Source organism: Streptomyces sp. NPDC093064, from assembly GCF_044754605.1.
Taxonomy (GTDB): domain Bacteria; phylum Actinomycetota; class Actinomycetes; order Streptomycetales; family Streptomycetaceae; genus Streptomyces.
This window is the reverse complement of sequence record NZ_JBIVPK010000023.1, coordinates 13,668-36,129: the sequence shown is the minus strand read 5'-3', so window position 1 is coordinate 36,129 and position 22,462 is coordinate 13,668. Positions and strand designations below refer to the sequence as shown.

The window sequence follows — 22,462 nt, the reverse complement described above, 5'->3', positions numbered from 1 at the left end:
ACCCATGGTGAGGAACACCCCTTGAACCTGCTGCTCCTGTCCAACTCCACCCAGTACGGCCGCGGTTACCTGGAACACGCCCTCGACACCGTGACCGCGTTCCTGCCGGACCGGGCACGGCTCGCGTTCGTGCCGTACGCGCTCGCCGACCACGACGCCTACACGGCCAAGGTGCGCGACGCGCTCGCCGGGGCCGGCATCGACGTGCACGGGGTGCACGAGGGCGGTGACCCGGTCGGCCGGCTCGCCGAGGCGGACGCCGTGTTCGTCGGCGGCGGCAACTCCTTCCGGCTGCTGACCGCCCTGTACCGGACGGGCCTGCGGGACGCGCTGATCAAGGCGGTCGGGGACGGGCTGCCTTACATGGGCGCCAGCGCGGGCACCAACATGGCCGCTCCCACACTGCGCACCACCAACGACATGCCGATCGTCCAGCCCCCGTCCTTCGAGGCGCTGGGGCTGGTCCCGTTCCAGATCAACCCGCACTACCTGGACCCCGACCCGGGCTCCACGCACAAGGGCGAGACCCGCGAGGAGCGCCTGACGGAGTTCCTGGAGGAGAACGACGTACCCGTGCTCGGCCTGCGCGAAGGCTCCTGGCTGCGCGTGGCCGGAACCCGCGCCACGGTCGGCGGCGAGAACGACGCCCGCCTCTTCCGCCGCGGCACGCCGCCGCGGGAGGTACCGGTCGGCTCGGACGTGTCCGAACTGCTCACCGTCACACCGGAGTACGACGCACCGGCGCGGTAAGTCCCGAAGCAGGCACGGGGGCCGGGACGGCACGGGGCCCGGAACGGCCGCGGGCCCAGGGCGGCGCGGGGGTCCGGGAGGGCCGGGGGCCCGCGCTGAGCGGCGTGACGGGGGTTCGGGTCGGCCGGACTCCCGGGAACGGCCAGGCGCCTGGCACGGGCGGGGGCCCGCGCCAGGCGGCACGACGGCGGCTCTGGCGGACCGGGACAGCCAGACCCCCCGGAACAGCCGGTGACCCGCACGGGCGGGACCCGAAACGGCCGAAGTCCCACGCCGGGCGGCGCGACAGCGGCTCGGGCCGGCCGCCGGGACAGCCAGACCTCCCGGAACAGCCGGTAACCTGCACGGGCGGGACCCGGAACAGCCCAAGGCCCACGCCAGGCCGCGCGACAGCAGCACGGGCCGACCGGGACAGCCAGACCCCCCGGAACAGCCGGTAGCCCGCACGGGCCGGACCCGGAACAGCCCAAGGCCCACGCCAGGCCGCGCGACAGCAGCACGGGCCGACCGGGACAGCCAGACCCCCCGGAACGGCCGGTGACCCACACGGGCGGGACCCGAAACGGCCGAAGTCCCACGTCGGGCCGCGCGTTGCGGTTCGGGTCGGCCGGATTCGGCCGGGGCCAGGGGCGGCGTAGGCCAGGGCCCGGCGCGGTCGGGGGCCCGCGCCGGGCGATGTGCCGGCGGTTCAGGCCGGCAGGCGCGGCACGCTGTCGAGCAGGCGGCGGGTGTACGGGTGCGCCGGCCGGCCCAAGACCTGGGCGGTGTCGCCGTGTTCGACCACACGGCCGCGTTCCAGGACGGCGGTGCGCTCGCACAGGGAGGCCACGACCGACAGGTCGTGGGAGACCATCACGAGCGTCAGCCCCTGCTCCTGCTTGAGCTCGGCCAGCAGGTCGACGACCTTCACCCGGGTGGTCACGTCGAGCGCGCTCACGGGTTCGTCGGCCAGCAGGACCCGCGGGGTGCAGACGGTGGCGCGGGCGATGGCGATCCGCTGGCGCTGGCCGCCGGAGAACTCGTGCGGATAGCGGTCCGCCGCGTCGGCCGGCAGGCCGACCCGCTCCAGGGCCGCGGCCACCTTCGGCCGGGCCGTGGCGCGGCTGTCGATGCCGAGGGAGACCAGCGGCTCGGCCACGGTGGCGCCGACGCGGCGGCGCGGGTCGAGCGAGGAGTAGGGGTCCTGGAAGACGCACTGGACGCCGCGCCGGAACCGGCGCATCTGCTCCCGGTCCCGCGGGGACAGTTCGGCGCCGTCGAAGCGGACCTGGCCGGCCGTGGGGCGGGCAAGGCCCAGCAGCAGCCGCAGCAGCGTGGTCTTGCCGGCTCCGGACTCGCCGACGAGCGCGAGACTGCGTCCGGCCTCGACCTCGAAGGAGACGTCCTCGACGACGTTGTCCGTGCTGCCCCGGTAGCGCAGCGCGACGCCGGACAGTTCTAGTACGGGGGTCATCGCGCGCTCCTCAGGTCCAGGGCGGATTCCAGGCGCCGGGCGCTGGCGACGAGGGCCTTGGTGTACTCCTCGCGGGGCGCGCCGACGATGGTCTCGACCGGTCCCTCCTCCACGGCCCGGCCGTCCTTCAGCACCAGGGCACGGTCGGTCACCTTGGCCACCACGGCGAGGTCGTGGCTGACGAAGAGCACCGCCATGTCGCGTTCCCGGACCAGCGTGTCGACGAGTTCCAGCATCTCCGCCTGCACGGACACGTCCAGGGCGGTGGTCGGCTCGTCCGCGATGAGCAGTTTCGGTTCGCAGGCCAGGGCCATGGCGAGGGCCACGCGCTGGCGCTGCCCGCCGGAGATCTCGTGCGGGAACGCGCGGGCGATGCGCTCGGGGTCGGGCAGCCGGACCTGTGCGAGCGTGTCCGCCACGGCGCGCTGAAGGTCCTTGCCCTTCAGGCCGGTGCGCCTGCGGAGGGGTTCGGCGATCTGGCGGCCCACGCGCATCAGCGGGTCGAGCGCGGTGAGCGGCTCCTGGAAGACGACGGCCGCGTCCCGGCCGCGCAGGGAGGTGAGCCGCTTCTCGGGGGCGCCGACGACCTGGGTACCGGCGAGTTCGACGCTGCCCGTGGCGGTCATGCCGTCGGGCAGCAGACCGAGCACGGCGAGCGTGGTCAGGGACTTGCCGGAGCCGGACTCGCCGATGAGGCCGAGGCGTTCGCCGCCGGCCACGGTGAAGGACAGGTCGTCGACCAGGGTGCGGCCGTCACCGGTGCGGACGGTCAGCCCGCGGACGTCGAGGAGGTTCACGCGCGCCTCCGGCGGGTGGCCGGGTCGAGGGTGTCGCGCAGGCCGTCGGCGATGAGGTTGACGCCGATGACGAGCAGGACGAGCAGGATGCCGGGGGCGAGCGCGCCCGCCGGGGCGGTGGTGAAGGTGGCCTGGGCCTCCTGGAGCATCCGGCCCCACGAGGCGTTCGGCGGGGGCGCGCCGAGCCCGAGGTAGGACAGTCCGGCCTCGGCCAGTACGGCGAGACCGAACTGGAGGGCCAGGTTGACCACGAGGGTGGGCCAGATGTTGGGCAGCACATGGCCGACGACGGTCCTGGGCCGGGAGGTGCCGGAGGTGCGGGCCGCGGTGATGTAGTCCTGCGCCAGCACGCGTTTGACGAGGATGCGCACCAGCCGGGCGACGACCGCGCTCTGCGCCAGGCCGATCGCGAGGACGGCCGAGCCGAGAGTCGCCGAGCGGGCGGCGACGATGAGCATCGCGAGCAGCAGCGTCGGGAAGGCGATGAGGATGTCGAGGAACGCCGAGAGCGTGTCGTCGAGCCAGCCCTGCGCGAACGCGGCGAGCACACCGAGGGTGACGCCGATCGCGGCGGCGACGAGCACCGACCCGAGGCCCGCCTCGACGGCGATCCGCGAGCCGGTCATCACCTGGGTGAACAGGTCGCGCCCGAGCTTGTCGGTGCCCAGCAGGTGTCCGTTCCCGGGGCCGGCCAGCCGTCCGCCGGAAGTGTCGTCGGCGGAGTAGGGCAGCCAGAACAGGGAGACCAGGGCGAGCAGCGCGATGAGGCCGGCCAGGACGCAGCCGACGACGAGCGTGGCGGAGCGCCGGGACCGGCGCCGGCTCGGTGGCTTCTCCTCCGGCCGGACGGTGGGCAGGGTGTCTGCCTGGGTCATCGGGCACCTCCGGAGAGCCGGCCGCGCAGGCGCGGGTCGATGATCCGCTGGACGAGGTCGGCGACGAAACCGATGAGCAGCACGGCGAGGGTGGAGACGAACAGCACGCCCTGGATGACGGGGTAGTCGTGCTGGGCGATGGCGGTGGCGAGCAGGGAGCCGAGGCCGGGCAGCGCGTACACCGATTCCACGACGACCGCCCCGAGCAGGGTCGAGGCGAGTTCGATGCCGAGGATGGAGATGACCGGTACGGAGGCGTTGCGCAGGCCGTGCCGCCACATCGCCCGGCCGAAGGACGAGCCCAGGGCGCGGGCGGTGCGCAGGTAGTCGCTGCCGAGGACGTCGAGGGTGGCCGAGCGGACGTAGCGGATCAGGGACGCGCTCATCACCAGGGCGATGGTGGCGATCGGCAGGACGAGGGAGCGGATCGCCTCGGCGGGCTCGGACCAGCCGTCCGGCGGGAAACCGCCGGACGGGAGCCAGCCGGCGTTCAGTGCGAACACGGCGATGAGGATCATGCCGAGCCAGAACACCGGGACGGCGATGCCCAGTTGGGACACGCCGCTGAGCAGTGCGCCGTACCAGGTGTGCCGCTTGTGCGCCGCGACGAACCCGGCGGGCACGGCGAGGACGACGGCGAGGGTGAACGCGGCCAGGGTCAGCGGCACGGTGACGCTCAGCCGGGAGGCGACCTCGGGTCCGACCGGCAGCGAGCTGACGAAGGAGGTGCCGAGGTCGCCGCTCGCCAGCTGCCCGAGCCAGTGGACGAACTGCTCGGGCAGCGGCCTGTCGGACCCGATGGAGTGCCGTGCCGCGGCGATCTGCTCCGGGCTCGCACCCACCGAGGTGAGTGCGTTGGCCGGGTCGCCGGGCAGCATCCGCAGCAGGACGAACAGCACCACGCTCGCCAGGGCCAGCGACACCAGGAGGAAGGCGAAGCGGCGCAGGAGATAGCGGGCCATCAGCCCTTCTTCTTGATGTCGTAGGCGTAGAACTGCGAGTTGAGGCCGTTGAGCGGGTAGCCGGACAACTTGCTGTTCGCGACGACGATCTGCGGGTACAGGTACAGCCAGTCGCTGGCCGCGTCCTCGGCGGTCTTGCGGTTGACCTTCTTCAGCAGCTCGGTCTGCTCGGCGGTGGTGGAGGCCGCTTCGGCCTGCTCGACCCACTGGGTGACCTGCTTGTTGTCGTAGCCCCAGTAGAAGTCGGGGTTGCCGTACCAGACGAGGTCGCGGTCGTTGACGTGCTCCTGGAGCGTGGCCGAGAAGTCGTGGTTCTTGTAGACCTTCGTGTACCACTCGTCCGGTGTGATCGTGTTGATCTTGACGGTGACGCCGACCTTGGCGAGTTCGGACTTGATGAAGGTCGCGGCGGTGGGGTGCGGGTCGTAGTTCGGGGTGTCGAGGGTGAAGCTGAAGCCCTTGGCGTACCCGGCCTCGGCGAGCAGCTTCTTGGCGCGCGCCGGGTCGTAGGCGTTGACCTTGGTGAGGTCCTCGTACCAGGGGTCGGTGGGCGGCACCATCGAGCCGATGAGCTTGCCGTAGCCGCCCCAGACCGACTCAAGGAGCTTCTTGTCGTCGATGGCGGAGGACACGGCCTGGCGCACCTTGACGTCGGTGAAGGGCTTGGCCTTGTCGTTGAAGGCGAGCAGCAGCTTGGTGGTGGAGTCGCCGTCGTTGACCTTGTAGTTCTGGTTGTTCTTGAACTGGTCGAGGGCGTCGGGCGACTGCTCGCTGGTGACCACGTCGACGGCGTTGGTCAGCAGCGCGTTGTTGAGGGCGGTCGCGTCCTTGTAGTAGTGGAAGACGGCCGTCTTGTTCGCCGCGGCCTTGCCCCAGTAGCCGGCGAACCGGTCCAGGCTCAGGGCGGAGCCGCGGGTCCACTTGCCGAGCTGGTAGGGGCCGGTGCCGTCCTCGGTCGTCTTCAGGTTCTTCGCCTGGGAGTTGATGATCCAGACGTAGGAGAGGTTGTAGACGAAGGAGATCGACTTCTTGGACAGCGTGACCTTCACGGTCCGCGCATCGGGGGTGGCGATGTCCTTGATGACCTGGAGGTTGGCCTTGCGGGCCGACTGGGAGTCGTCCGCGATGACCTTCTCCAGGCTGTACTTGACGTCCTCGCTGGTGAGGGCCTTGCCGCTGTGGAACTTCACGCCGTCGCGCAGGGTGAAGGTGTAGGTGAGTCCGTCACCGCTCACCTTGTAGTCCGTGGCGAGCAGCTTCTCGACCTTGCCGTCGTCGGTGAGCTTGAACAGCCCTTCGTAGACGTTGCCGTTGAGGGCCTCGGTGACGCCCTGGCCGCCGCCCGCGGTGTTGTCGAGGTTCTGCGGCTCGTAGAGGGAGCCGATGTTGACGGTGGCGTCCTTGTTCACAGCGCCGCCGGAGGCGCTGCCACCCGAGCCGGAGCCGCCGCAGGCGGTCAGGGTCAGGGCGAGGCCGGCCGCGGTGGCGGTGGCGTACAGGGACGTCTTCTTGATGCTCATGGCTGTGGGCGCTTTCGTGCTGGTGGTGCGGGAGGCTGCGGGGTGATCAGTGCTGTGCGGGGAAGCCGCCGCGGAAGACGGGGAGCTTCTCACCGGCCTGAACGGGCAGGTGGAAACGGTTCTGCCGCGGCGGCATCGGACAGTTGTACTGATCGGAGAATCCGCAGGGCGGCACGAAGGCGCGGTTGAAGTCCAGCAGGACGCGGTCGTCGTCCTCGGTGCGCTGTACGAAGAGGAAGCGGCCGGCGCCGTAGGTGATGTCGACGTTGGTGGGGTCGCCGAAGACGAGCAGCAGGGTGCCGTCGTCGTCGAAGGCGCTGAGGGTGTAGTCGCGGCCGTCGACGGTGAGCGTGATGTCGCCGGGGACGACGAGGTCGCGGGTGCCGCCGTTGTCCCGGATGTGTTCGAAGGCCACGCGCCGGGCGCCGGGCACGGGCGTGTACGTCGCCTCGAGCACCCAGGCCGGGTCGTACGGGAACACGTCGACCCGGTCGAAGTGGCGGACCGCGGGCGAGTCGGCGTCCCAGAACCGCAGGCCGTGCTCGGGCTCGCCGGTGACGAGGTCGGTGCGCTGGAGCGTGGTGACGGTCACCGTCTGCGGCTGCCCCGCGCGCGCGGCCTCGGCGTCCGGGCGCTCACCGGCCGGCAGCCAGCGGGTCTCGACGAGGGCGAGGTTGCCCGTCGGCGAGGTGAGGGCCCGATGACGCTCGGACCGCCATGCGTCCCACTCCCCCGCGGGGTCGGCTGTGGGCTGGTCGGTGATGGGGTGGGACATGTCAGGACTCATTCGCGCAGCGTTCGTCGGCTCACGCCGCAGATGTCGCGCCGCGTGAATTGATGGCCAAAGCGTCACCTTTATCTTCTATAAGACTCTCTAATGTCAAATGAGATCCACAGCTCGGACAACGGCCCGGGGCGACAGGCCGGGCACGGCCTGTCGCCCCGCCGGCCTGCCGTCCGGTGCCCGGCGTCAGTGACGCAGCAGCAGCGTGACACCGGCCACAACGACACCGAGCACGATCGCGGCGACGCCGTGGGCGACGCGGTGCGAGCGCAGCCCGGGCAGCAGCCGGTCCACGGCGATCCGGCCGGGGCCGGTCAGGGCGAGAGCCACCGCGGACAGGGCGATGAGGAGCTCGTACTCGACGCCCTGCGGGGCGAAGAAGCCGCCACCCCACTTGACGGAGATCGCATTGACCAGCGTGCCGGCGACGGCCGCGGCGGCAAGCGGGGTGAGCAGGCCGAGCACGAGGCCGAGCCCGCCGAGGGTCTCACTGAGTCCGGCCACGACGGCGAACGCCCGGGGCGAGGGGTAGCCGGAGGCGGCGAAGAACTGCCCGGTGCCGTCGACGCCGCCTCCGCCGAACCAGCCGAACAGCTTCTGGGCGCCGTGCGCGGCCATGGTCAGCCCGAGCGCGAGGCGCAGGACGAGCAAGCCGGCGTCGTAGGCGTGGGCGGGGGCCGCCGGAGCCGTCTCCGGCGCGGCGGCGGGGCGGGACAGGGTGACGTCAGGAGTGGTCAAGGTGGGGGCTCCTCGGGTCGGACGGCGGGGCCCCACGACGCTCAGCGGCGGGACCCCCGACTTAACTTGAATCTTCAAGCTAACCCAGATGGGACCGGTGCTACAACTTTCAAGCAGCGGGGGTGGCGCCGACCGGACTGCCGCGTCTACGCGGGTGTGGTTACGTCGGAGGTGGCGGCCCTTCGCCGGCCAAAGGGGCATCACGATGACCGCACGCGACACGGCCCGGCAGGTCCTGGCCGGCCTGGACACCAGCCTGACCGCGGACCTCGAAGCGCTCTACCAGGACCTGCACGCCCACCCCGAGCTGTCCTTCGAGGAGCACCGCACGGCCGCCGAAGTCGCCAGGCGCGCCCGGGACTTGGGGTACGAGGTCACCGAGGGCGTCGGGCGGACCGGTGTCGTGGCCCGACTGGTGAACGGCCAGGGCCCGACCGTCCTGCTGCGCGCCGACTTCGACGCGCTGCCCGTCACCGAGCGGACGGGACTGCCGTACGCCTCGACGAACGAGGGCGTGATGCACGCCTGCGGCCACGACGTGCACGTCACCTGCCTGTTCGGCGCCATGGCACTCCTGGCCGACGCCCACGACCGGTGGTCGGGCACCGTGCTCGCCGTGTTCCAGCCGGCCGAGGAGCTGGGCCAGGGCGCCCAGGCCATGGTCGACGATGGCCTGTACGCCCGGTTCGGCACTCCCGACGTCGTCCTCGGCCAGCACGTGATGTCGATCCCGGCCGGCACCATCGCCTGCCACCCCGGTCTCGCCTTCGCCGCCACCGACGCGCTCGACGTGCGCATGTTCGGGCGCGGAGCGCACGCGTCCATGCCGGAAGCGTCGATCGACCCGGTGGTGATGGCCGCCTCCACCGTGATGCGGTTGCAGACCGTGGTCTCCCGCGAGATCGCCTCCGCGGACCGCGCCGTGGTCACCGTCGGCGCCCTGCAGGCCGGCACCAAGGACAACATCATCCCGGACGAGGCCCGGCTCCAGCTCAACATCCGCACCTACACCCCGCAGGTCCGCCGGACCGTCCTGGGCGCGGTGGAGCGGATCGTCCGCGGCGAGGCGGCGGCCGCGGGGGCGCAGCGGGATCCCGAGATCAGCACCCTGCACACCTTCCCGCTGATGGTCAACGACGAGGAGGCGTGCGCCCGCACCATGGCCGCCATCGGTGATGTGGTCGGCCACGACAGGCTGACCGACCCGGGCGCCTCCTCCGGCAGTGAGGACGTCGGCGTCTTCGGCACCAGCGCGAACGTGCCGGTCTGCTACTGGCTGCTGGGCGGCGTCGATCCCGGCGTCTACGCCAAGGCGGAGGTCGCGAGCACCAGAAGCCGGGACATCCCGCAGAACCACTCGCCCTTCTTCGCGCCCGTCATGCGGCCCACCCTCAGCAACGGCGTCACGGCGCTGACCACCGCGGCCCTCGCGTGGCTCGGCCCGGCCCCGCATTCCGCGTGACCCACCCGCACGGAAGCCGGATCAAGTAGGGTTCCCGACGTGAACACCGGACCGGCGATACGCCACTCACGGATTGGCCACCCGGTGGAGGGCTGATCTCACCGCGGGTGCGGAGAAGGCACCCCCATGGTTCGGCACGCGGACCTCCCCGTGCTCGTGCACCACGACGAGTACGTTTCCGTGCCGAACTACAGTCAGGTCAGCGAATGACAGCCTCGTTCAACCACACCATCATCGCCTCCAAGGACCGCGAAGAGTCGGCCCGCTTCTTCCGCGAGCTGCTGGAAGTGCGGGCAGCGCCCTCCTGGGGCCCGTTCACCAACATCCAGCTCGCCGACGGTGTGCTGCTCCAGTTCGCCGAGCCGCCGGTGGAGATCCAGATGCAGCACTACGCGTTCCTGGTCGACGACGACCTGTTCGACCGGGCGTATCAGCGGCTGCGCGATCACGGCATCGAGCACTGGGCCGACCCGCACCTGCAGCTCCCCGGCGAGATCAACCACGAGCACGGCGGCCGAGGCGTCTACTTCAAAGATCCCGCCGGCCACGGGATCGAGCTGATCACCCGCCCGTATCTGTAACCGGGGCAGAACCGGTCAGGAATGGAGAAGCGCCGGACGCCCGGCCCTCGGTAGCGTGGGCCGGGCCGTGCGGCGATCACGGGGGTGAGCCGCGCGGATTCACCGGCTCCCCGGCCGGAGGGTCCGCGCGGACCAGGTGCGTGGATAATGCCTTGGTTCTCGCGCGGAGCGCGACCCCGGTGAGCGCCGGCCGGACGTGCGTCGCGCCACCCCGGCCCGGCACCGCCGCTCAGGCGGACACCCACGTTGCCGCGAAGGCGGCGCAGCCTCACGGATGGAGACACGATGAGCAAGGCCACGAGGACGGACACCCCGTCGCCCGCGCCGCACGCTGCCGACAGCCACGACATGATCCGCGTGCACGGCGCGCGCGAGAACAACCTCAAGGACGTCAGCATCGAGATCCCGAAGCGGCGTCTGACGGTGTTCACCGGAGTCTCCGGCTCGGGCAAGAGCTCATTGGTGTTCGACACGATCGCCGCCGAGTCGCAGCGGCTGATCAACGAGACCTACAGCGCCTTCGTGCAGGGCTTCATGCCGACCCTGGCCCGGCCCGAGGTCGACGTCCTCGACGGGCTGACGACCGCGATCATCGTCGACCAGCAGCGGATGGGCGGCGACCCCCGCTCCACGGTCGGCACCGCCACCGACGCCAACGCGATGCTGCGCATCCTCTTCAGCCGGCTCGGGCAGCCGCACATCGGCTCGCCCAAGGCGTTCTCCTTCAACGTGCCCTCGATCAGCGGGGCGGGCGCGGTCACCGTGGAACGCGCCGGAAAGACCGTGAAGGAGCGCCGCAGCTTCAGCATCACCGGCGGCATGTGCCCGCGCTGCGAGGGCCGGGGCGCGGTCTCCGACGTCGACCTCACCCAGCTCTACGACGACTCCAAGTCGCTCACCGAGGGCGCGCTGACCATCCCCGGCTACAAGCCGGGCGGCTGGAACTACCGGCTCTACAGCGAGTCCGGCTTCTTCGACGCGGACAAGCCGATCCGCAAGTACACCAAGCAGGAGCTGCAGGACTTCCTGCACCGCGAGCCGACCAGGATGAAGATCGCGGGCATCAACATGACCTACGAGGGTCTGATCCCGAGGATCCAGAAGTCGATGCTCTCCAAGGACCGGGAGGCGATGCAGCCGCACATCCGGGAGTTCGTGGACCGGGCGATCACCTTCACCGACTGCCCCGAGTGCGGGGGCACCCGGCTCAGCGAGGCGGCCCGGTCGTCGCGGATCGGCGACACCAGCATCGCCGACGCCTGCGCGATGCAGATCAGCGACCTGGCCGAATGGGTCCGCGGCCTGGAGGAGCCGTCGATGGCGCCGCTGCTCGCCACGCTGCAGCAGACCCTCGACTCGTTCGTGGAGATCGGCCTCGGCTACCTCTCGCTCGACCGCCCGTCGGGCACCCTGTCGGGCGGCGAGGCGCAGCGCGTGAAGATGATCCGTCACCTCGGTTCCTCGCTCACCGACGTGACCTACGTCTTCGACGAGCCCACCACCGGCCTGCACCCGCACGACATCCAGCGGATGAACGGCCTGCTGCTGCGGCTGCGGGACAAGGGCAACACCGTCCTCGTGGTGGAGCACAAGCCGGAGACCATCGCGATCGCCGACCATGTCGTCGACCTCGGTCCCGGCGCCGGTACGGCGGGCGGCGCCGTCTGCTTCGAGGGCACCGTCGACGGGCTGCGGGCCAGTGACACGCTCACCGGCCGCCACCTCGACGACCGGGCCTCGTTCAAGGAGACGGTGCGCAAGCCCACCGGCACGCTGGAGGTCCGCGGCGCGACCACGCACAACCTGCGCGGCGTCGACGTCGACATCCCGCTCGGCACGCTCGTCGTCGTCACCGGTGTCGCCGGCTCCGGCAAGAGCTCGCTCGTGCACGGGTCGATCCCGGCCGGCGCGGGCGTGGTGTCGGTCGACCAGGGCGCGATCCGCGGCTCGCGGCGCAGCAACCCGGCGACGTACACCGGACTGCTCGACCCGATCCGCAAGGCGTTCGCCAAGGCCAACGGGGTGAAGCCGGCGTTGTTCAGCGCCAACTCCGAGGGCGCCTGCCCCACGTGCAACGGCGCCGGCGTCATCTACACCGACCTGGCGATGATGGCCGGCGTCGCCACCACGTGCGAGGAGTGCGAGGGGAAGCGGTTCGACGCGTCGGTGCTGGAGTACCACCTCGGCGGCCGGGACATCAGCGAGGTGCTGGCGATGCCGGTGGCCGAGGCCGAGGAGTTCTTCGGCGCCGGGGAGGCCCACACGCCGGCCGCGCACCGCGTCCTCGGCCGGCTCGCCGACGTCGGGCTCGGCTACCTCACCCTGGGCCAGCCGCTCACCACGCTGTCCGGCGGCGAGCGGCAGCGGCTCAAGCTGGCCACCCACATGGCCGAGAAGGGCGGCGTCTACGTCCTCGACGAGCCGACCGCCGGTCTGCACCTCGCCGACGTCGAGCATCTGCTCGGCCTGCTCGACCGGCTCGTCGACTCCGGCAAGTCGGTGATCGTCGTCGAGCACCACCAGGCGGTCATGGCGCACGCCGACTGGATCATCGACCTCGGTCCCGGTGCCGGCCACGACGGCGGCCAGGTCGTCTTCGAGGGCACGCCCGCCGACCTCGTCGCCGCCCGCTCCACCCTCACCGGTCAGCACCTCGCGACGTACGTCGGCGCCTGACCGAGGCCCCGGCGACACCGTGGGACGCGTCCGCTCCGACGCGTCCCACCGTGCGGCCCGGGTGCCGGGCGGCCTCAGCCGCGCGGGCGGGAGACGTACCGCAGGGCGGGCGAGATCATCATGCTCACGGCGAAGATGGCGAGTCCGGTGGCCGACAGGGCCGGCATCCGGTCTGTTCCACCGATATACAGCAGGGGCAGCGCGACGATCGCCGCGAGGCTCGACCAGGCTTGGACGCGTGCGGTGCTGTTCATGGGTTTCTCCGTTCCGTGGGTCTACCCGCTGGTCCGGGCGAGCAGGAAGAGCGGCAGACCGACGAGGGCGGTGGTGACGAGTCGTCCGGCTGTCACGAGGTCGGGCGTCACCAGCCGAGAGCGAGGCCGTCGCCACGCGGGTCCGCGCCGCCCATCAGGACGTCGTCGGTGACGCGGATGGCCTGGGCGTGCCCCATCACGCCGTCCCAGCTGCCGACCTCCCGGACCGGGTGGCCCCAGGTGCGCAGTTCGTCCAGCGTCCCGGAGGAGAAGCGGTCCTCCATCCGCAGATCGCGTCGCTCGTCCCCCCAGGTGCGGCCGTACAGCCAGCGGGGCGCGTCGATGGCCGACTGGACGTCCCTGCCGAAGTCCACCACCCGTGTGACCAGGGCGTTCGACGTCTGCGGCTGGCCCTCGCCGCCCATGGTTCCGAAGACGAGGTCCAGGTTCTCGCCGCGGAAGAGCATGCCGGGCATGAGGGTGTGGAAGGTCCGCTTGCCGCGTTCGAGGCGGTTCGGGTGTGCCTCGTCCAAGGAGAAGAACGATCCTCGGTTGTGCATCAGCACCCCGGTCCGGCCCGCGATGAACCCGGAGCCGAACTCGTGGTAGAGGCTCTGGATCACCGAGACCGCGTTGCCTGCCGAGTCCACCACGACGCTGCACGTAGTGTCGCCGCCCATCCGCGCCCCCGGTCCCGCGGGGGCCGGCCGGGGCGCCACCCGCTTGCTCAGTTCGGCCGCGTAGTCCTTGGACAGCAGGTGCCGCAGGGGGATGTCGTGGAAGTCGGGGTCGGTGAGGTACCGGTCGCGGTCGGCGAACGCCAGGCGGGTCGCCTCCACCAGCAGGTGGACGTACTCGGGGCTGCTGTCGGTCATGCCGCCGAGGTCGAAGTTCTCGACGATGTTCAGCGCCATCAGGTGCGCGAACCCCTGCGAGTTCGGCGGGGCCTGGTAGCAGCGGTACCCGGGGTACGTCGTGGAGATCGGTTCGGTCCACTGAAACCGGTGGGCGGCCAGGTCCTCGGTGGTGAGCAGGCCGCCGGCCTGTTGCAGGCTCGTCGCGATCTCCTCGGCCACGGGGCCCTCGTAGAAGCCGGGCCGGCCCTTCTCCGCGACGGTCTCCAGCGTTTCGGCCAGCTGCGGCAGCGCGAGGACGTCCGTCATGATCGGCAGCCGGTCCCGCGGGAGCAGCGTGCTGCGGGTGAGCGGATGGGCGCGGAGGACGTGCGCGACCTCGGCGGCGCAGGCGGCGTAGCTGTCGCAGACGGCGAAGCCCTCGCGGGCGTAGGTGATGGCCGGCTGGAGCAGGCGGGCGAGCGAGAGGCTGCCGAACCGTTCGTGCGCGCCGCACCAGCTGTCGACGGCGCCGGGCACGGTCACCGAGGCGAGCGGCCCCCGGGTCGGGATCTCCCGGTGGTCGCGCTGCCGGAAGTATGGGCGGGTCGCGTGGGCGCCGGCCCGGCCGCTGCCGTTGAGTGCGTGGACCCGGCCCGTGGCGGCGTCGTGGATGAGCCAGAAGGCGTCCCCGCCCGGTCCGGTCATGTGCGGGTAGACCACGCCGAGCGTCGCGTTGATGGCGATCGCGGCGTCCACGGCCGTACCGCCCTCCTGCAACACCTGGAGGCCGGCCGTGGAGGCGAGGTAGTGCGGGGTGCTGACCATCCCGTTGCGTGCCAGCGCCACCGGGCGGGTGGTGCGCGTCATACCGGCTCCTCCGAGACATCAGATTGCATACGATATGAAGTAGGCAGTATTCTCAAAAGTGGACGATCCTCTGTCCAGAGGTCGTACCGAATCTTTCTCCCGGCGCGGCGCACAGACCTCGGCGTGCCGGCCCACCCTCGCGTGACCTCGCTCTTTCGTCTAGCCGCCGATGGCGGACATCGGGCGCCGGGGCTGGAGGAAGGACGGGCCGTCGAGGCCGGCTCCCGCCTTCTTGCCCAGCGTCGCCGCCCGCCACAGGGCGGCGACCTCCTCGTCGGACGCCCCGGAGCGCAGCGCGGTGCGCAGGTCGGTCTCCTCCCTGGCGAACAGGCAGGTGCGGACCTGGCCGTCCGCGGTGAGCCGGGTACGGTCGCAGGCCCGGCAGAAGGGCCGGGTCACCGAGGCGATCACCCCCACCGTGGCCGGTCCGCCGTCGACCAGCCACCGCTCCGCGGGCGCCGAACCGCGCTGCCCCCGCCGCTGCGGGGTGAGGGAGAAGCACGCGGCGAGCTTCCGCAGGATCTCCTCGGCGGTCACCATCTGCTCGCGCTGCCAGCCGTGTTGGGGATCCAGCGGCATCTGCTCGATGAACCGCAGGTGGTAACCGTGCCGGACGGCCCAGGCCAGCAGCTCGGCCGGCTCGTCGTCGTTGATCCCGCGCATCAGCACCGAGTTGATCTTCACCGGTTCCAGCCCGGCCTCGCGTGCCGCGGTCAGCCCGGCCAGCACCTCCCGGTGCCGGTCGCGGCGGGTGAGCGCCTTGAAGCGGTCCGGGCGCAGGGTGTCCAGCGAGACGTTGACCCGGCCGAGCCCGGCCTCGCGGAGCGCGCCGGCGGTGCGGGCCAGCCCGATCCCGTTGGTGGTCAACGACAGCTCCGGCCGCGGGGTGAGCGCGGCGCAGCGGGCGACGATGCCGGCCAGGCCGGGGCGCAGCAGCGGCTCACCACCGGTGAAGCGCACCTCGGTGACACCCAGGCCGGTGACCGCGATACCCACCAGCCGGACCACCTCGTCGTCGGTGAGCAGCCGGGGCCGGGCCAGCCAGGCCAGACCCTCCTCGGGCATGCAGTAGGTGCACCGCAGGTTGCAGCGGTCGGTCAGCGAGACCCGTAGATCGGTGGCGATCCGACCGTGGGTGTCGATCAGCATGGGGTCCTCCCCCCTCGGTGGCGACGCAGGGAGCGGCCGGGCGCCCATGCGCCCGGCCGCTCCTCGTCACAGGGCCTTGAGTTCCTCGGTGATCTCGGCGACGGAGGACTTGGCGTCGCCGAAGAGCATCGACGTCTTGGCGTCGAAGTACAGCTCATTGTCGATGCCGGCGAACCCCGGGTTCATCGAGCGCTTGAGCACGATGACCGACCTGGCGTGGTCCACGTTGAGGATCGGCATCCCGTAGATCGGCGAGCTGGGATTGGAGCGGGCGGCGGGGTTGGTGACGTCGTTGGCGCCGATCACCAGGGCCACGTCGGTGCGGCCGAACTCCCCGTTGATGTCGTCCATCTCCTTGAGCTGCTCGTACGGCACGTCGGCCTCGGCGAGCAGGACGTTCATATGCCCGGGCATGCGGCCGGCGACCGGGTGGATGGCGTGCTTGACCTCCACGCCGCGCTGTTCGAGCAGACCGGCCATCTCGCGTACGGCGTGCTGCGCCTGCGCGACGGCCATGCCGTAGCCGGGGACGACGACCACCTGGCTCGCGTAGGCCATCTGGATGGCGGCGTCGGCCGCGCTGGTCTGCCGTACCGTCTGGTCCGCCGGGCCGCCTCCCGGTCCCGCGGTGGCGCCGGTGCCGCCGAAACCGCCGGCGACGATGGCCGGGATCGAGCGGTTCATCGCCTTGGCCATCAGATCGGTCAGGATGGTGCCGGAGGCGCCGACGATCATGCCCGCGACGATCATCGCCGTGTTGTCCAGCGCCAGGCCGGTGGCCGCGGCGGACAGTCCGGTGAAGGCGTTGAGCAGCGAGATCACCACCGGCATGTCGGCGCCGCCGATCGGCAGCACCACCATCACGCCGAGCACCGCCGCGGAGACCAGCACGCCGATGATGAGCGCCTCGGAGGCGTGCCCCAGGCCGATGCCGACGGCGCAGGCCACCGAGACCAGCAGCAGCGCCAGGTTGAGGGGTTGCTGCCCCCGGCCGAGACCGATCGGCCTGCCGGGCAGGATCTCCTGGAGCTTGCCGAAGGCGATCAGCGATCCCCAGAAGGAGAGCGAGCCGACGATCGCGGCGAACAGCGACGTGACGACGACGTAGCCGGCCTCCGTCGCGTAGCCGTGGCTGTCGCGGAACTCCACCCAGGAGATGAGGGCGACGGCGCCGCCGCCCACTCCGTTGAACAACGCCACCATCTGCGGCATCGCGGTCATCTTGACCCGCCGTGCCGCCGGTACGCCGATCACCGTGCCCAGGACCAGGCCGAACGCGATCAGCAGCCAGTTGCCCGTCCCGGGGGTCAGCAGGGCGGCCACGGTGGCGATCAGCATGCCCGCCGCCGCCGTGAGGTTGCCGCGTACGGCCGTGCGCGGTCCGGTCAGGCCCATCAGGCCATGGATGAACAGGGCGAACGCGACGATGTAGAGAATCGTGATCAGGTCATCCACGGCCGACCGCGTCCTTTCCTGCTCCGGCGCCGTCCGGCGCCTTCTTGAACATGCCGAGCATGCGGTCGGTCACCAGGAACCCGCCGACCACGTTGATCGTGCCGAACACGATCGCGACGACCAGCAGCACCCGCTCGAAGGGGCCCGAGGCGGAGCGGCCGAGCAGGACCAGGCCGCCGAGCAGGACGATGCCGTGGATGGCGTTGGTGCCGGACATCAGCGGGGTGTGCAGGGTGTTGGGCACCTTGGAGATCACCGCGAAGCCGACGAATCCGGCCAGCACCAGGATCGCCAGGTTGGCCAGGAACATCATCGGGCCTCCGTGAGCTGGTCGCTGTGCTGGGTCACACAGCAGGCGGCGAGGATCTCGTCCTCGAGGTCCGGCGCGAACTCGCCGTCGGTCAGCATGAGTTCGAGCAGCGCCTGGACGTTCCGCGCGTACAGTTCGCTGGCGTGCTCGGGCAGCGTCGCCGGCAGGTTCAGCGGGGCAGCCACGGTGACGTCGTGCCACACCACGGTCTCCCCCGGTGTGGTGAGTTCGCAGTTGCCGCCGGCCTCCCCGGCGAGGTCGACGACCACGCTGCCGGGCCGCATCCGCCGCACGGCCTCGGCGGTGACCAGCTTCGGCGCCGGGCGCCCCGGGACCAGCGCCGTCGTGATCACCACGTCGAAGCCGGCGATCGCCTCGGTCAACCGCCGCTGCTGCTCGCCCTGTTCCTCCTCGGTCAGGGCACGGGCGTACCCGCCCTCGCCCGCTGCCTCGACGCCCAGCTCCAGCCACTGCGCGCCGAGCGAGCGGACCTGCTCGGCGACCTCGGGCCGGACGTCGAAGCCGGTGGTGCGGGCGCCGAGACGTTTGGCGGTGGCCAGTGCCTGGAGCCCCGCGACGCCCACACCGAGCACCAGGGCCGTGGCCGGCTTCACCGTTCCGGCGGCCGTGGTGAGCATCGGGAAGAAACGGGTGGAGTTCCGGGCGGCGGCCAGCACCGCCTGGTAGCCGGCGACATTGGCCTGCGAGGAGAGCGCGTCCATGGACTGCGCGCAGGAGATACGCGGAACGGCCTCCATCGCGAAGCCGGCGACGCCGGCCAGACGGAGCTGCTCGGCGATCTCCGGCCTGGTCAGCGGCGCCAGGAAGCCGATCACGGCGGATCCGGGGCTCAGCAGGCCGATCTCGTGGGGCGCCGGCGGGTTCACCTTGACCACGACGTCGGCCGCCCACGGTTCCCCGATGGTGGCCCCGGACTGCTCGTACTGCTCGTCGGGGATCAGTGCCCCGGCTCCGGCCCCGGCCTCCACCACGACGGAGAGGCCCGCGGCGCGCAGCCGTTCGACGACTTTGGGCACCAGCGCGACGCGGCGTTCGCCCGTCGCGCTCTCCCGGGGGACTCCGATCAGCGTCATGTTCCTCTTCCCGGCTGCGAGGGGGCGGGGCGTCGGCCGTCGGACGGCGTGCCGCCGTCCGGTACGGACCAGGCCGCGGCGAGCCTGTTCACGGTCTCGGCGGCGGTGGCGGGCGCGATGCCGCGTCCCACGGCGACACCCAGCAGGTAGGTGGTGAGCGGTGCGGCCGGGCGGGCGACCTGGTGGGCGACGTTCTTCGCGACGTCCAGCACCTCGTCCCGGTCCAGCGCGTCCCGGCTCACTGCGAGTTCACCGGCCACCTGGGCGATCCATCTCTCCAGGGGGTTCACGCGTCACACCGCCTGCCGGGCCAGTGCCGCGGCCTCGGTCGGGGTCTTGCCGACCTTGACGCCCGCGGCCTCCAGGGCCTCCTTCTTCGCCTGGGCGGTACCGGAGGAACCCGAGACGATGGCGCCCGCGTGGCCCATGGTCTTGCCCTCCGGCGCGGTGAAGCCCGCGACGTAGCCCACGACCGGCTTGGTCACGTTCTCCTTGATGAACGCCGCGGCCCGCTCCTCCGCGTCGCCGCCGATCTCACCGATCATCACGATCAGGTCGGTGTCCGGGTCGTCCTGGAACGCCTTCAGCGCGTCGATGTGCGTGGTGCCGATGATCGGGTCACCACCGATGCCCACACAGGTGGAGAAGCCGATGTCCCGCAGCTCGTACATCATCTGGTACGTCAGCGTGCCCGACTTCGACACCAGACCGATCCGGCCCGGCTTGGTGATGTCGGCCGGGATGATGCCCGCGTTCGACTGACCCGGCGTGATCAGACCCGGGCAGTTCGGGCCGATGATCCGCGTCTTGTTGCCCTTCTTGCCGGCGTACGCCCAGAACGCGGCCGTGTCGTGCACCGCGACACCCTCGGTGATGACCACCGCGAGCGGGATCTCCGCGTCGATCGCCTCGATCACCGCGTCCTTGGTGAACTTCTCCGGCACGAAGATCACTGTGACGTCGGCGCCGGTCTTCTCGACGGCGTCCTTCACGGACCCGAAGACCGGCACCTCGGTGCCGTCGAAGTCCACGCTCTGACCCGCCTTGCGCGGGTTCACGCCACCGACGATGTTCGTGCCCGAGGCCAGCATGCGACGCGTGTGCTTCTGGCCCTCGGAGCCGGTCATGCCCTGGACGATGACCTTGGATTCCTTGGTGAGGAAGATAGCCATGGTGTTCTGTGACCTCGTCCCTTACTTCGCGGCAGCAGCCAGCTCGGCGGCCTTGTCGGCCGCGCCGTCCATGGTGTCCACCCGCTGCACGAGCGGGTGGTTGCGGTCGTCCAGGATCTGGCGACCCAGCTCGGCGTTGTTGCCGTCCAGACGTACGACCAGCGGCTTGGCGACCTCTTCGCCCTTGGACTCCAGCAGCTCCAGAGCCTGCACGATGCCGTTGGCGACCGCGTCGCACGCCGTGATGCCGCCGAACACGTTGACGAACACGGACTTCACGTCCGGGTCACCCAGGATGATCTCCAGGCCGTTCGCCATCACCTCGGCCGAGGCACCGCCGCCGATGTCGAGGAAGTTGGCCGGCTTGACGCCCTTGTGGGCCTCACCCGCGTAGGCCACGACGTCCAGGGTCGACATGACCAGACCCGCGCCGTTGCCGATGATGCCGACCTCACCGTCGAGCTTGACGTAGTTGAGGTTCTTCTCCTTGGCGGCCGCCTCGAGCGGGTTGGCCGCGGCCCGGTCGTGGAGCTCCTCGAACTCGGGGTGACGGAACTCCGCGTTGTCGTCCAGCGACACCTTCCCGTCGATAGCGACGATCTCGCCCTCGCCGGACCTGACCAGCGGGTTGACCTCGACCAGGAGCGCGTCGGAGGCGACGAAGGCCTGCCACAGCAACCGCAGTACCCCGGCCACCTGGTCGGCGACGTCGGCCGGGAAGGCGGCCTTCTCGACGATCTCGCGGGCCTTGTTCTCCGTCACGCCCTCGTGCGCGTCCACCGGGACCTTCGCCAGGGCCTCGGGCTTGGTCGCGGCGACCTCCTCGATGTCCATGCCGCCCTCGACGGAGGCCATGGCCAGGAAGGTGCGGTGGGTGCGGTCGAGAAGGAACGAGACGTAGTACTCGTCCCGGATGTCGGCCGTGGGGGCCAGCATCACCTTCTGGACCGTGTGGCCCTTGATGGCCATGCCGAGGATGTCCGTCGCGCGGGCGACGGCCTCGTCCGGGGTGGCGGCCGGCTTGACACCACCGGCCTTGCCGCGGCCACCGACCTTCACCTGGGCCTTGACGACCGCCCGGCCGCCCAGGCGCTCGGCCGCCGCGCGGGCGGCCTCGGGCGTGTCGACGACCTCGCCGGCCGGTACCGGCACACCGTGCTTGGCGAAGAGATCTCGTGCTTGGTACTCGAACAGGTCCATTGAAGTGGCCTCCCAAAGCCGCTCACGGAAGCGTCGGCGGCACTGCGAGCATAAAGTCAACTGAATACTGTATGCAATAGCTGAGACTCCCTACCCCGCACACGGCCTCGGGCCCTGGACACCACGCGACAGCATTGCATACAGTATTCAGCCTCCTACTGAGAGGAGTCCATCGTGAAGATCGCGGTCCTCGGAGCCGGTGCGATCGGTGCGTACGTCGGGGCGGCACTGCACCGGGGCGGCGCCGAGGTGCATCTGGTCGCCCGCGGTGATCATCTGCGGGCCATGCGGGCCGACGGAGTACGGGTGCTGAGCCCCCGCGGTGACTTCGTCGCCCGGCCGCACGCCACGGACGACCCGGCCGAAGTCGGTCCGGTCGACTACGTCTTCCTCGGCCTGAAGGCCCACTCCTACCCGTCGTGCGGGCCGCTCATCAAGCCGCTGCTCGCCGACCACACGGCCGTCGTGGCCGGCCAGAACGGCATTCCGTGGTGGTACTTCCACCAGCTCGCCGGGCCCTACGAGGGCCGGCGGGTGGAGGCGGTCGACCCGGACGGCGCCACCAGTGCCGTCCTGGCGCCGGAGAGGGCCATCGGCTGCGTCGTCTATCCGGCGACCGTCATCGAGTCCCCGGGAGTGATCCGGCATCTGGAGGGCACCCGGTTCTCCCTCGGCGAGCCCGGGGGCCAAGTCTCCGAACGCGGCACGGCGTTGAGCCAGGCCCTGATCGCCGGCGGGCTGAAGGCCCCGGTCGAACCGAACCTGCGCGACGACATCTGGATCAAGCTGATGGGCAACGTCGTGTTCAACCCGCTCAGCGCGCTCACCAGAGCGACGATGGCCGAGATCTGCCAACACACCCAAACCCGGCGCCTGGTCGTCCAGTTGATGGAGGAGACCCTCGACATCGCGGCGCGAGTGGGCAGTACGCCGGACATATCGATCGAGAAGCGGCTGCGCGGCGCCGAGGGGGTCGGGCACCACAAGACCTCGATGCTCCAGGACCTGGAGGCCGGCAAGCCGCTCGAACTCGACGCCATCGTGACCGCGGTGGTGGAGCTCGCCGACATCACCGGCGCGGAGGCGCCCACGCTGCGCGCCGTCCACGCGGCCACCGACCTGCTGGCGCAGTGCAGTTCACAGGGCAGCACCGCACGGAACGGCGCCGCGCCGGGAGCCGTACCCGCCTGAGCCGGGCCGCCGCCACCGGCTCCCCCCAGCGCCGCACACGGACCACCGCCTCATCTCCCCGTCGCCACGAGGGAAGATGAGGCGGTGGTGTCGGAAACGGACCAGTCAGTCGCCGGCGGTCTCGCCCGTCCGGACGGCCGGCTTCAGCGCGGCGACGATCACGGGGGACAGCCCCTCCGCTCCCCCGTCGACGAACTCGGCCAGCCTCGCGCGCATCCTCGGGTCCCAGAACCGCTGGATGTGTCCCGCGACCGCCTCGGCGGCCAGCTCGTCCGGCAGGTGCCCGAAGGCCGCGGCGATGTCGTTCGCCATCCGCTGTTCCGGTGGCACGGCGCC

General features: G+C 71.1%; 22 protein-coding genes. 5 read left to right on the top strand and 17 right to left on the bottom strand.

Translation table 11 applies throughout. The features are described from left to right. Positions 1-21 precede the first annotated feature (21 nt). A complete protein-coding gene (pepE, locus tag ACIQFZ_RS25290; RefSeq protein ID WP_365434162.1) occupies positions 22-750 on the top strand; it encodes a dipeptidase PepE in 729 nt (242 codons plus the stop codon). 688 nt (positions 751-1,438) lie between these two features. Here pepE and ACIQFZ_RS25285 read toward each other — a convergent pair. The 7 genes from ACIQFZ_RS25285 to ACIQFZ_RS25255 all read right to left on the bottom strand — a co-directional run bounded on the left by ACIQFZ_RS25285 (position 1,439) and on the right by ACIQFZ_RS25255 (position 7,879). Beyond that, a complete protein-coding gene (locus ACIQFZ_RS25285; RefSeq protein WP_365776723.1) occupies positions 1,439-2,203 on the bottom strand; it encodes an ABC transporter ATP-binding protein in 765 nt (254 codons plus the stop codon). Then, positions 2,200-3,000, bottom strand: a complete 801-nt coding sequence (locus ACIQFZ_RS25280) for an ABC transporter ATP-binding protein (protein WP_225078725.1) — start codon at positions 2,998-3,000, stop codon at positions 2,200-2,202. The genes ACIQFZ_RS25285 and ACIQFZ_RS25280 overlap by 4 nt, the downstream gene beginning before the upstream one ends. Beyond that, on the bottom strand, positions 2,997-3,875 hold the full coding sequence (locus tag ACIQFZ_RS25275) for an ABC transporter permease (RefSeq protein ID WP_402692199.1): 879 nt from the start codon (positions 3,873-3,875) through the stop codon (positions 2,997-2,999). Before ACIQFZ_RS25275 ends, ACIQFZ_RS25280 begins: the two co-directional genes overlap by 4 nt. Further along, complete coding sequence (locus tag ACIQFZ_RS25270; protein ID WP_365431489.1) at positions 3,872-4,837, bottom strand: ABC transporter permease; 966 nt, start codon at positions 4,835-4,837, stop codon at positions 3,872-3,874. Before ACIQFZ_RS25270 ends, ACIQFZ_RS25275 begins: the two co-directional genes overlap by 4 nt. Further along, entirely contained in the window at positions 4,837-6,357 is a 1,521-nt protein-coding gene (locus ACIQFZ_RS25265) for an ABC transporter substrate-binding protein (protein WP_376410791.1), read from the bottom strand. The genes ACIQFZ_RS25270 and ACIQFZ_RS25265 overlap by 1 nt, the downstream gene beginning before the upstream one ends. A gap of 46 nt (positions 6,358-6,403) precedes the next feature. After that, the gene (locus ACIQFZ_RS25260; protein ID WP_383059745.1) at positions 6,404-7,132 is read right to left on the bottom strand and encodes a DUF1684 domain-containing protein; all 729 of its coding nucleotides are present in this window, start codon (positions 7,130-7,132) and stop codon (positions 6,404-6,406) included. Between the two features lie 195 nt (positions 7,133-7,327). After that, positions 7,328-7,879, bottom strand: a complete 552-nt coding sequence (locus ACIQFZ_RS25255) for a DoxX family protein (protein ID WP_376652580.1) — start codon at positions 7,877-7,879, stop codon at positions 7,328-7,330. A gap of 205 nt (positions 7,880-8,084) precedes the next feature. On the opposite strand from ACIQFZ_RS25255, the gene ACIQFZ_RS25250 reads away from it, so the two are divergent. The 3 genes from ACIQFZ_RS25250 (at position 8,085) to ACIQFZ_RS25240 (ending at position 12,598) form a co-directional block, all read left to right on the top strand. Then, positions 8,085-9,341: an amidohydrolase gene (locus ACIQFZ_RS25250; RefSeq protein WP_383059743.1), complete on the top strand. Its 1,257-nt coding sequence runs from the start codon at positions 8,085-8,087 to the stop codon at positions 9,339-9,341. A 206-nt stretch (positions 9,342-9,547) separates the two neighbouring features. Continuing rightward, positions 9,548-9,922 carry a VOC family protein gene (locus ACIQFZ_RS25245; protein ID WP_365431501.1) on the top strand — a complete coding sequence of 125 codons (375 nt, stop codon included), beginning with the start codon at positions 9,548-9,550 and terminating at the stop codon, positions 9,920-9,922. Between the two features lie 285 nt (positions 9,923-10,207). Continuing rightward, positions 10,208-12,598, top strand: coding sequence for an excinuclease ABC subunit UvrA (locus ACIQFZ_RS25240; protein WP_365433834.1), 2,391 nt, complete (start codon positions 10,208-10,210; stop codon positions 12,596-12,598). 74 nt (positions 12,599-12,672) lie between these two features. On the opposite strand, the gene ACIQFZ_RS25235 is transcribed toward ACIQFZ_RS25240, so the two are convergent. From ACIQFZ_RS25235 to sucC, 9 genes are all read right to left on the bottom strand, one after another. Continuing rightward, positions 12,673-12,852, bottom strand: a complete 180-nt coding sequence (locus ACIQFZ_RS25235) for a hypothetical protein (RefSeq protein ID WP_402692198.1) — start codon at positions 12,850-12,852, stop codon at positions 12,673-12,675. A gap of 107 nt (positions 12,853-12,959) precedes the next feature. Then, positions 12,960-14,555, bottom strand: coding sequence for a gamma-glutamyltransferase (ggt, locus tag ACIQFZ_RS25230; RefSeq protein ID WP_402692197.1), 1,596 nt, complete (start codon positions 14,553-14,555; stop codon positions 12,960-12,962). Positions 14,556-14,714: 159 nt separating this feature from the next. Then, the gene (gene moaA, locus ACIQFZ_RS25225) at positions 14,715-15,704 is read right to left on the bottom strand and encodes a GTP 3',8-cyclase MoaA (protein ID WP_383059739.1); all 990 of its coding nucleotides are present in this window, start codon (positions 15,702-15,704) and stop codon (positions 14,715-14,717) included. Between the two features lie 66 nt (positions 15,705-15,770). Then, entirely contained in the window at positions 15,771-17,159 is a 1,389-nt protein-coding gene (locus ACIQFZ_RS25220; protein WP_365436164.1) for an NAD(P)(+) transhydrogenase (Re/Si-specific) subunit beta, read from the bottom strand. Beyond that, positions 17,152-17,472: an NAD(P) transhydrogenase subunit alpha gene (locus tag ACIQFZ_RS25215; RefSeq protein WP_365436162.1), complete on the bottom strand. Its 321-nt coding sequence runs from the start codon at positions 17,470-17,472 to the stop codon at positions 17,152-17,154. Before ACIQFZ_RS25215 ends, ACIQFZ_RS25220 begins: the two co-directional genes overlap by 8 nt. After that, positions 17,469-18,563: a Re/Si-specific NAD(P)(+) transhydrogenase subunit alpha gene (locus ACIQFZ_RS25210; protein ID WP_402692196.1), complete on the bottom strand. Its 1,095-nt coding sequence runs from the start codon at positions 18,561-18,563 to the stop codon at positions 17,469-17,471. Before ACIQFZ_RS25210 ends, ACIQFZ_RS25215 begins: the two co-directional genes overlap by 4 nt. Next, positions 18,560-18,853, bottom strand: a complete 294-nt coding sequence (locus ACIQFZ_RS25205; RefSeq protein ID WP_365436157.1) for a DUF6457 domain-containing protein — start codon at positions 18,851-18,853, stop codon at positions 18,560-18,562. The genes ACIQFZ_RS25210 and ACIQFZ_RS25205 overlap by 4 nt, the downstream gene beginning before the upstream one ends. Before the next feature lie 3 nt (positions 18,854-18,856). Continuing rightward, positions 18,857-19,735 carry a succinate--CoA ligase subunit alpha gene (sucD, locus tag ACIQFZ_RS25200; protein WP_376603619.1) on the bottom strand — a complete coding sequence of 293 codons (879 nt, stop codon included), beginning with the start codon at positions 19,733-19,735 and terminating at the stop codon, positions 18,857-18,859. A 21-nt stretch (positions 19,736-19,756) separates the two neighbouring features. Next, a complete protein-coding gene (sucC, locus tag ACIQFZ_RS25195) occupies positions 19,757-20,935 on the bottom strand; it encodes an ADP-forming succinate--CoA ligase subunit beta (RefSeq protein WP_402692195.1) in 1,179 nt (392 codons plus the stop codon). A gap of 174 nt (positions 20,936-21,109) precedes the next feature. Between sucC and ACIQFZ_RS25190 the strand changes: the two genes are divergently transcribed. Further along, positions 21,110-22,126 (top strand): 2-dehydropantoate 2-reductase, encoded by a 1,017-nt coding sequence (locus ACIQFZ_RS25190; protein WP_402692194.1) that lies wholly within the window; start codon positions 21,110-21,112, stop codon positions 22,124-22,126. A 105-nt stretch (positions 22,127-22,231) separates the two neighbouring features. Here the strand turns inward: ACIQFZ_RS25190 and ACIQFZ_RS25185 are convergent, their stop codons facing one another. After that, complete coding sequence (locus ACIQFZ_RS25185) at positions 22,232-22,438, bottom strand: formate dehydrogenase subunit delta (protein ID WP_383062839.1); 207 nt, start codon at positions 22,436-22,438, stop codon at positions 22,232-22,234. Between the last annotated feature and the right edge of the window lie 24 nt (positions 22,439-22,462).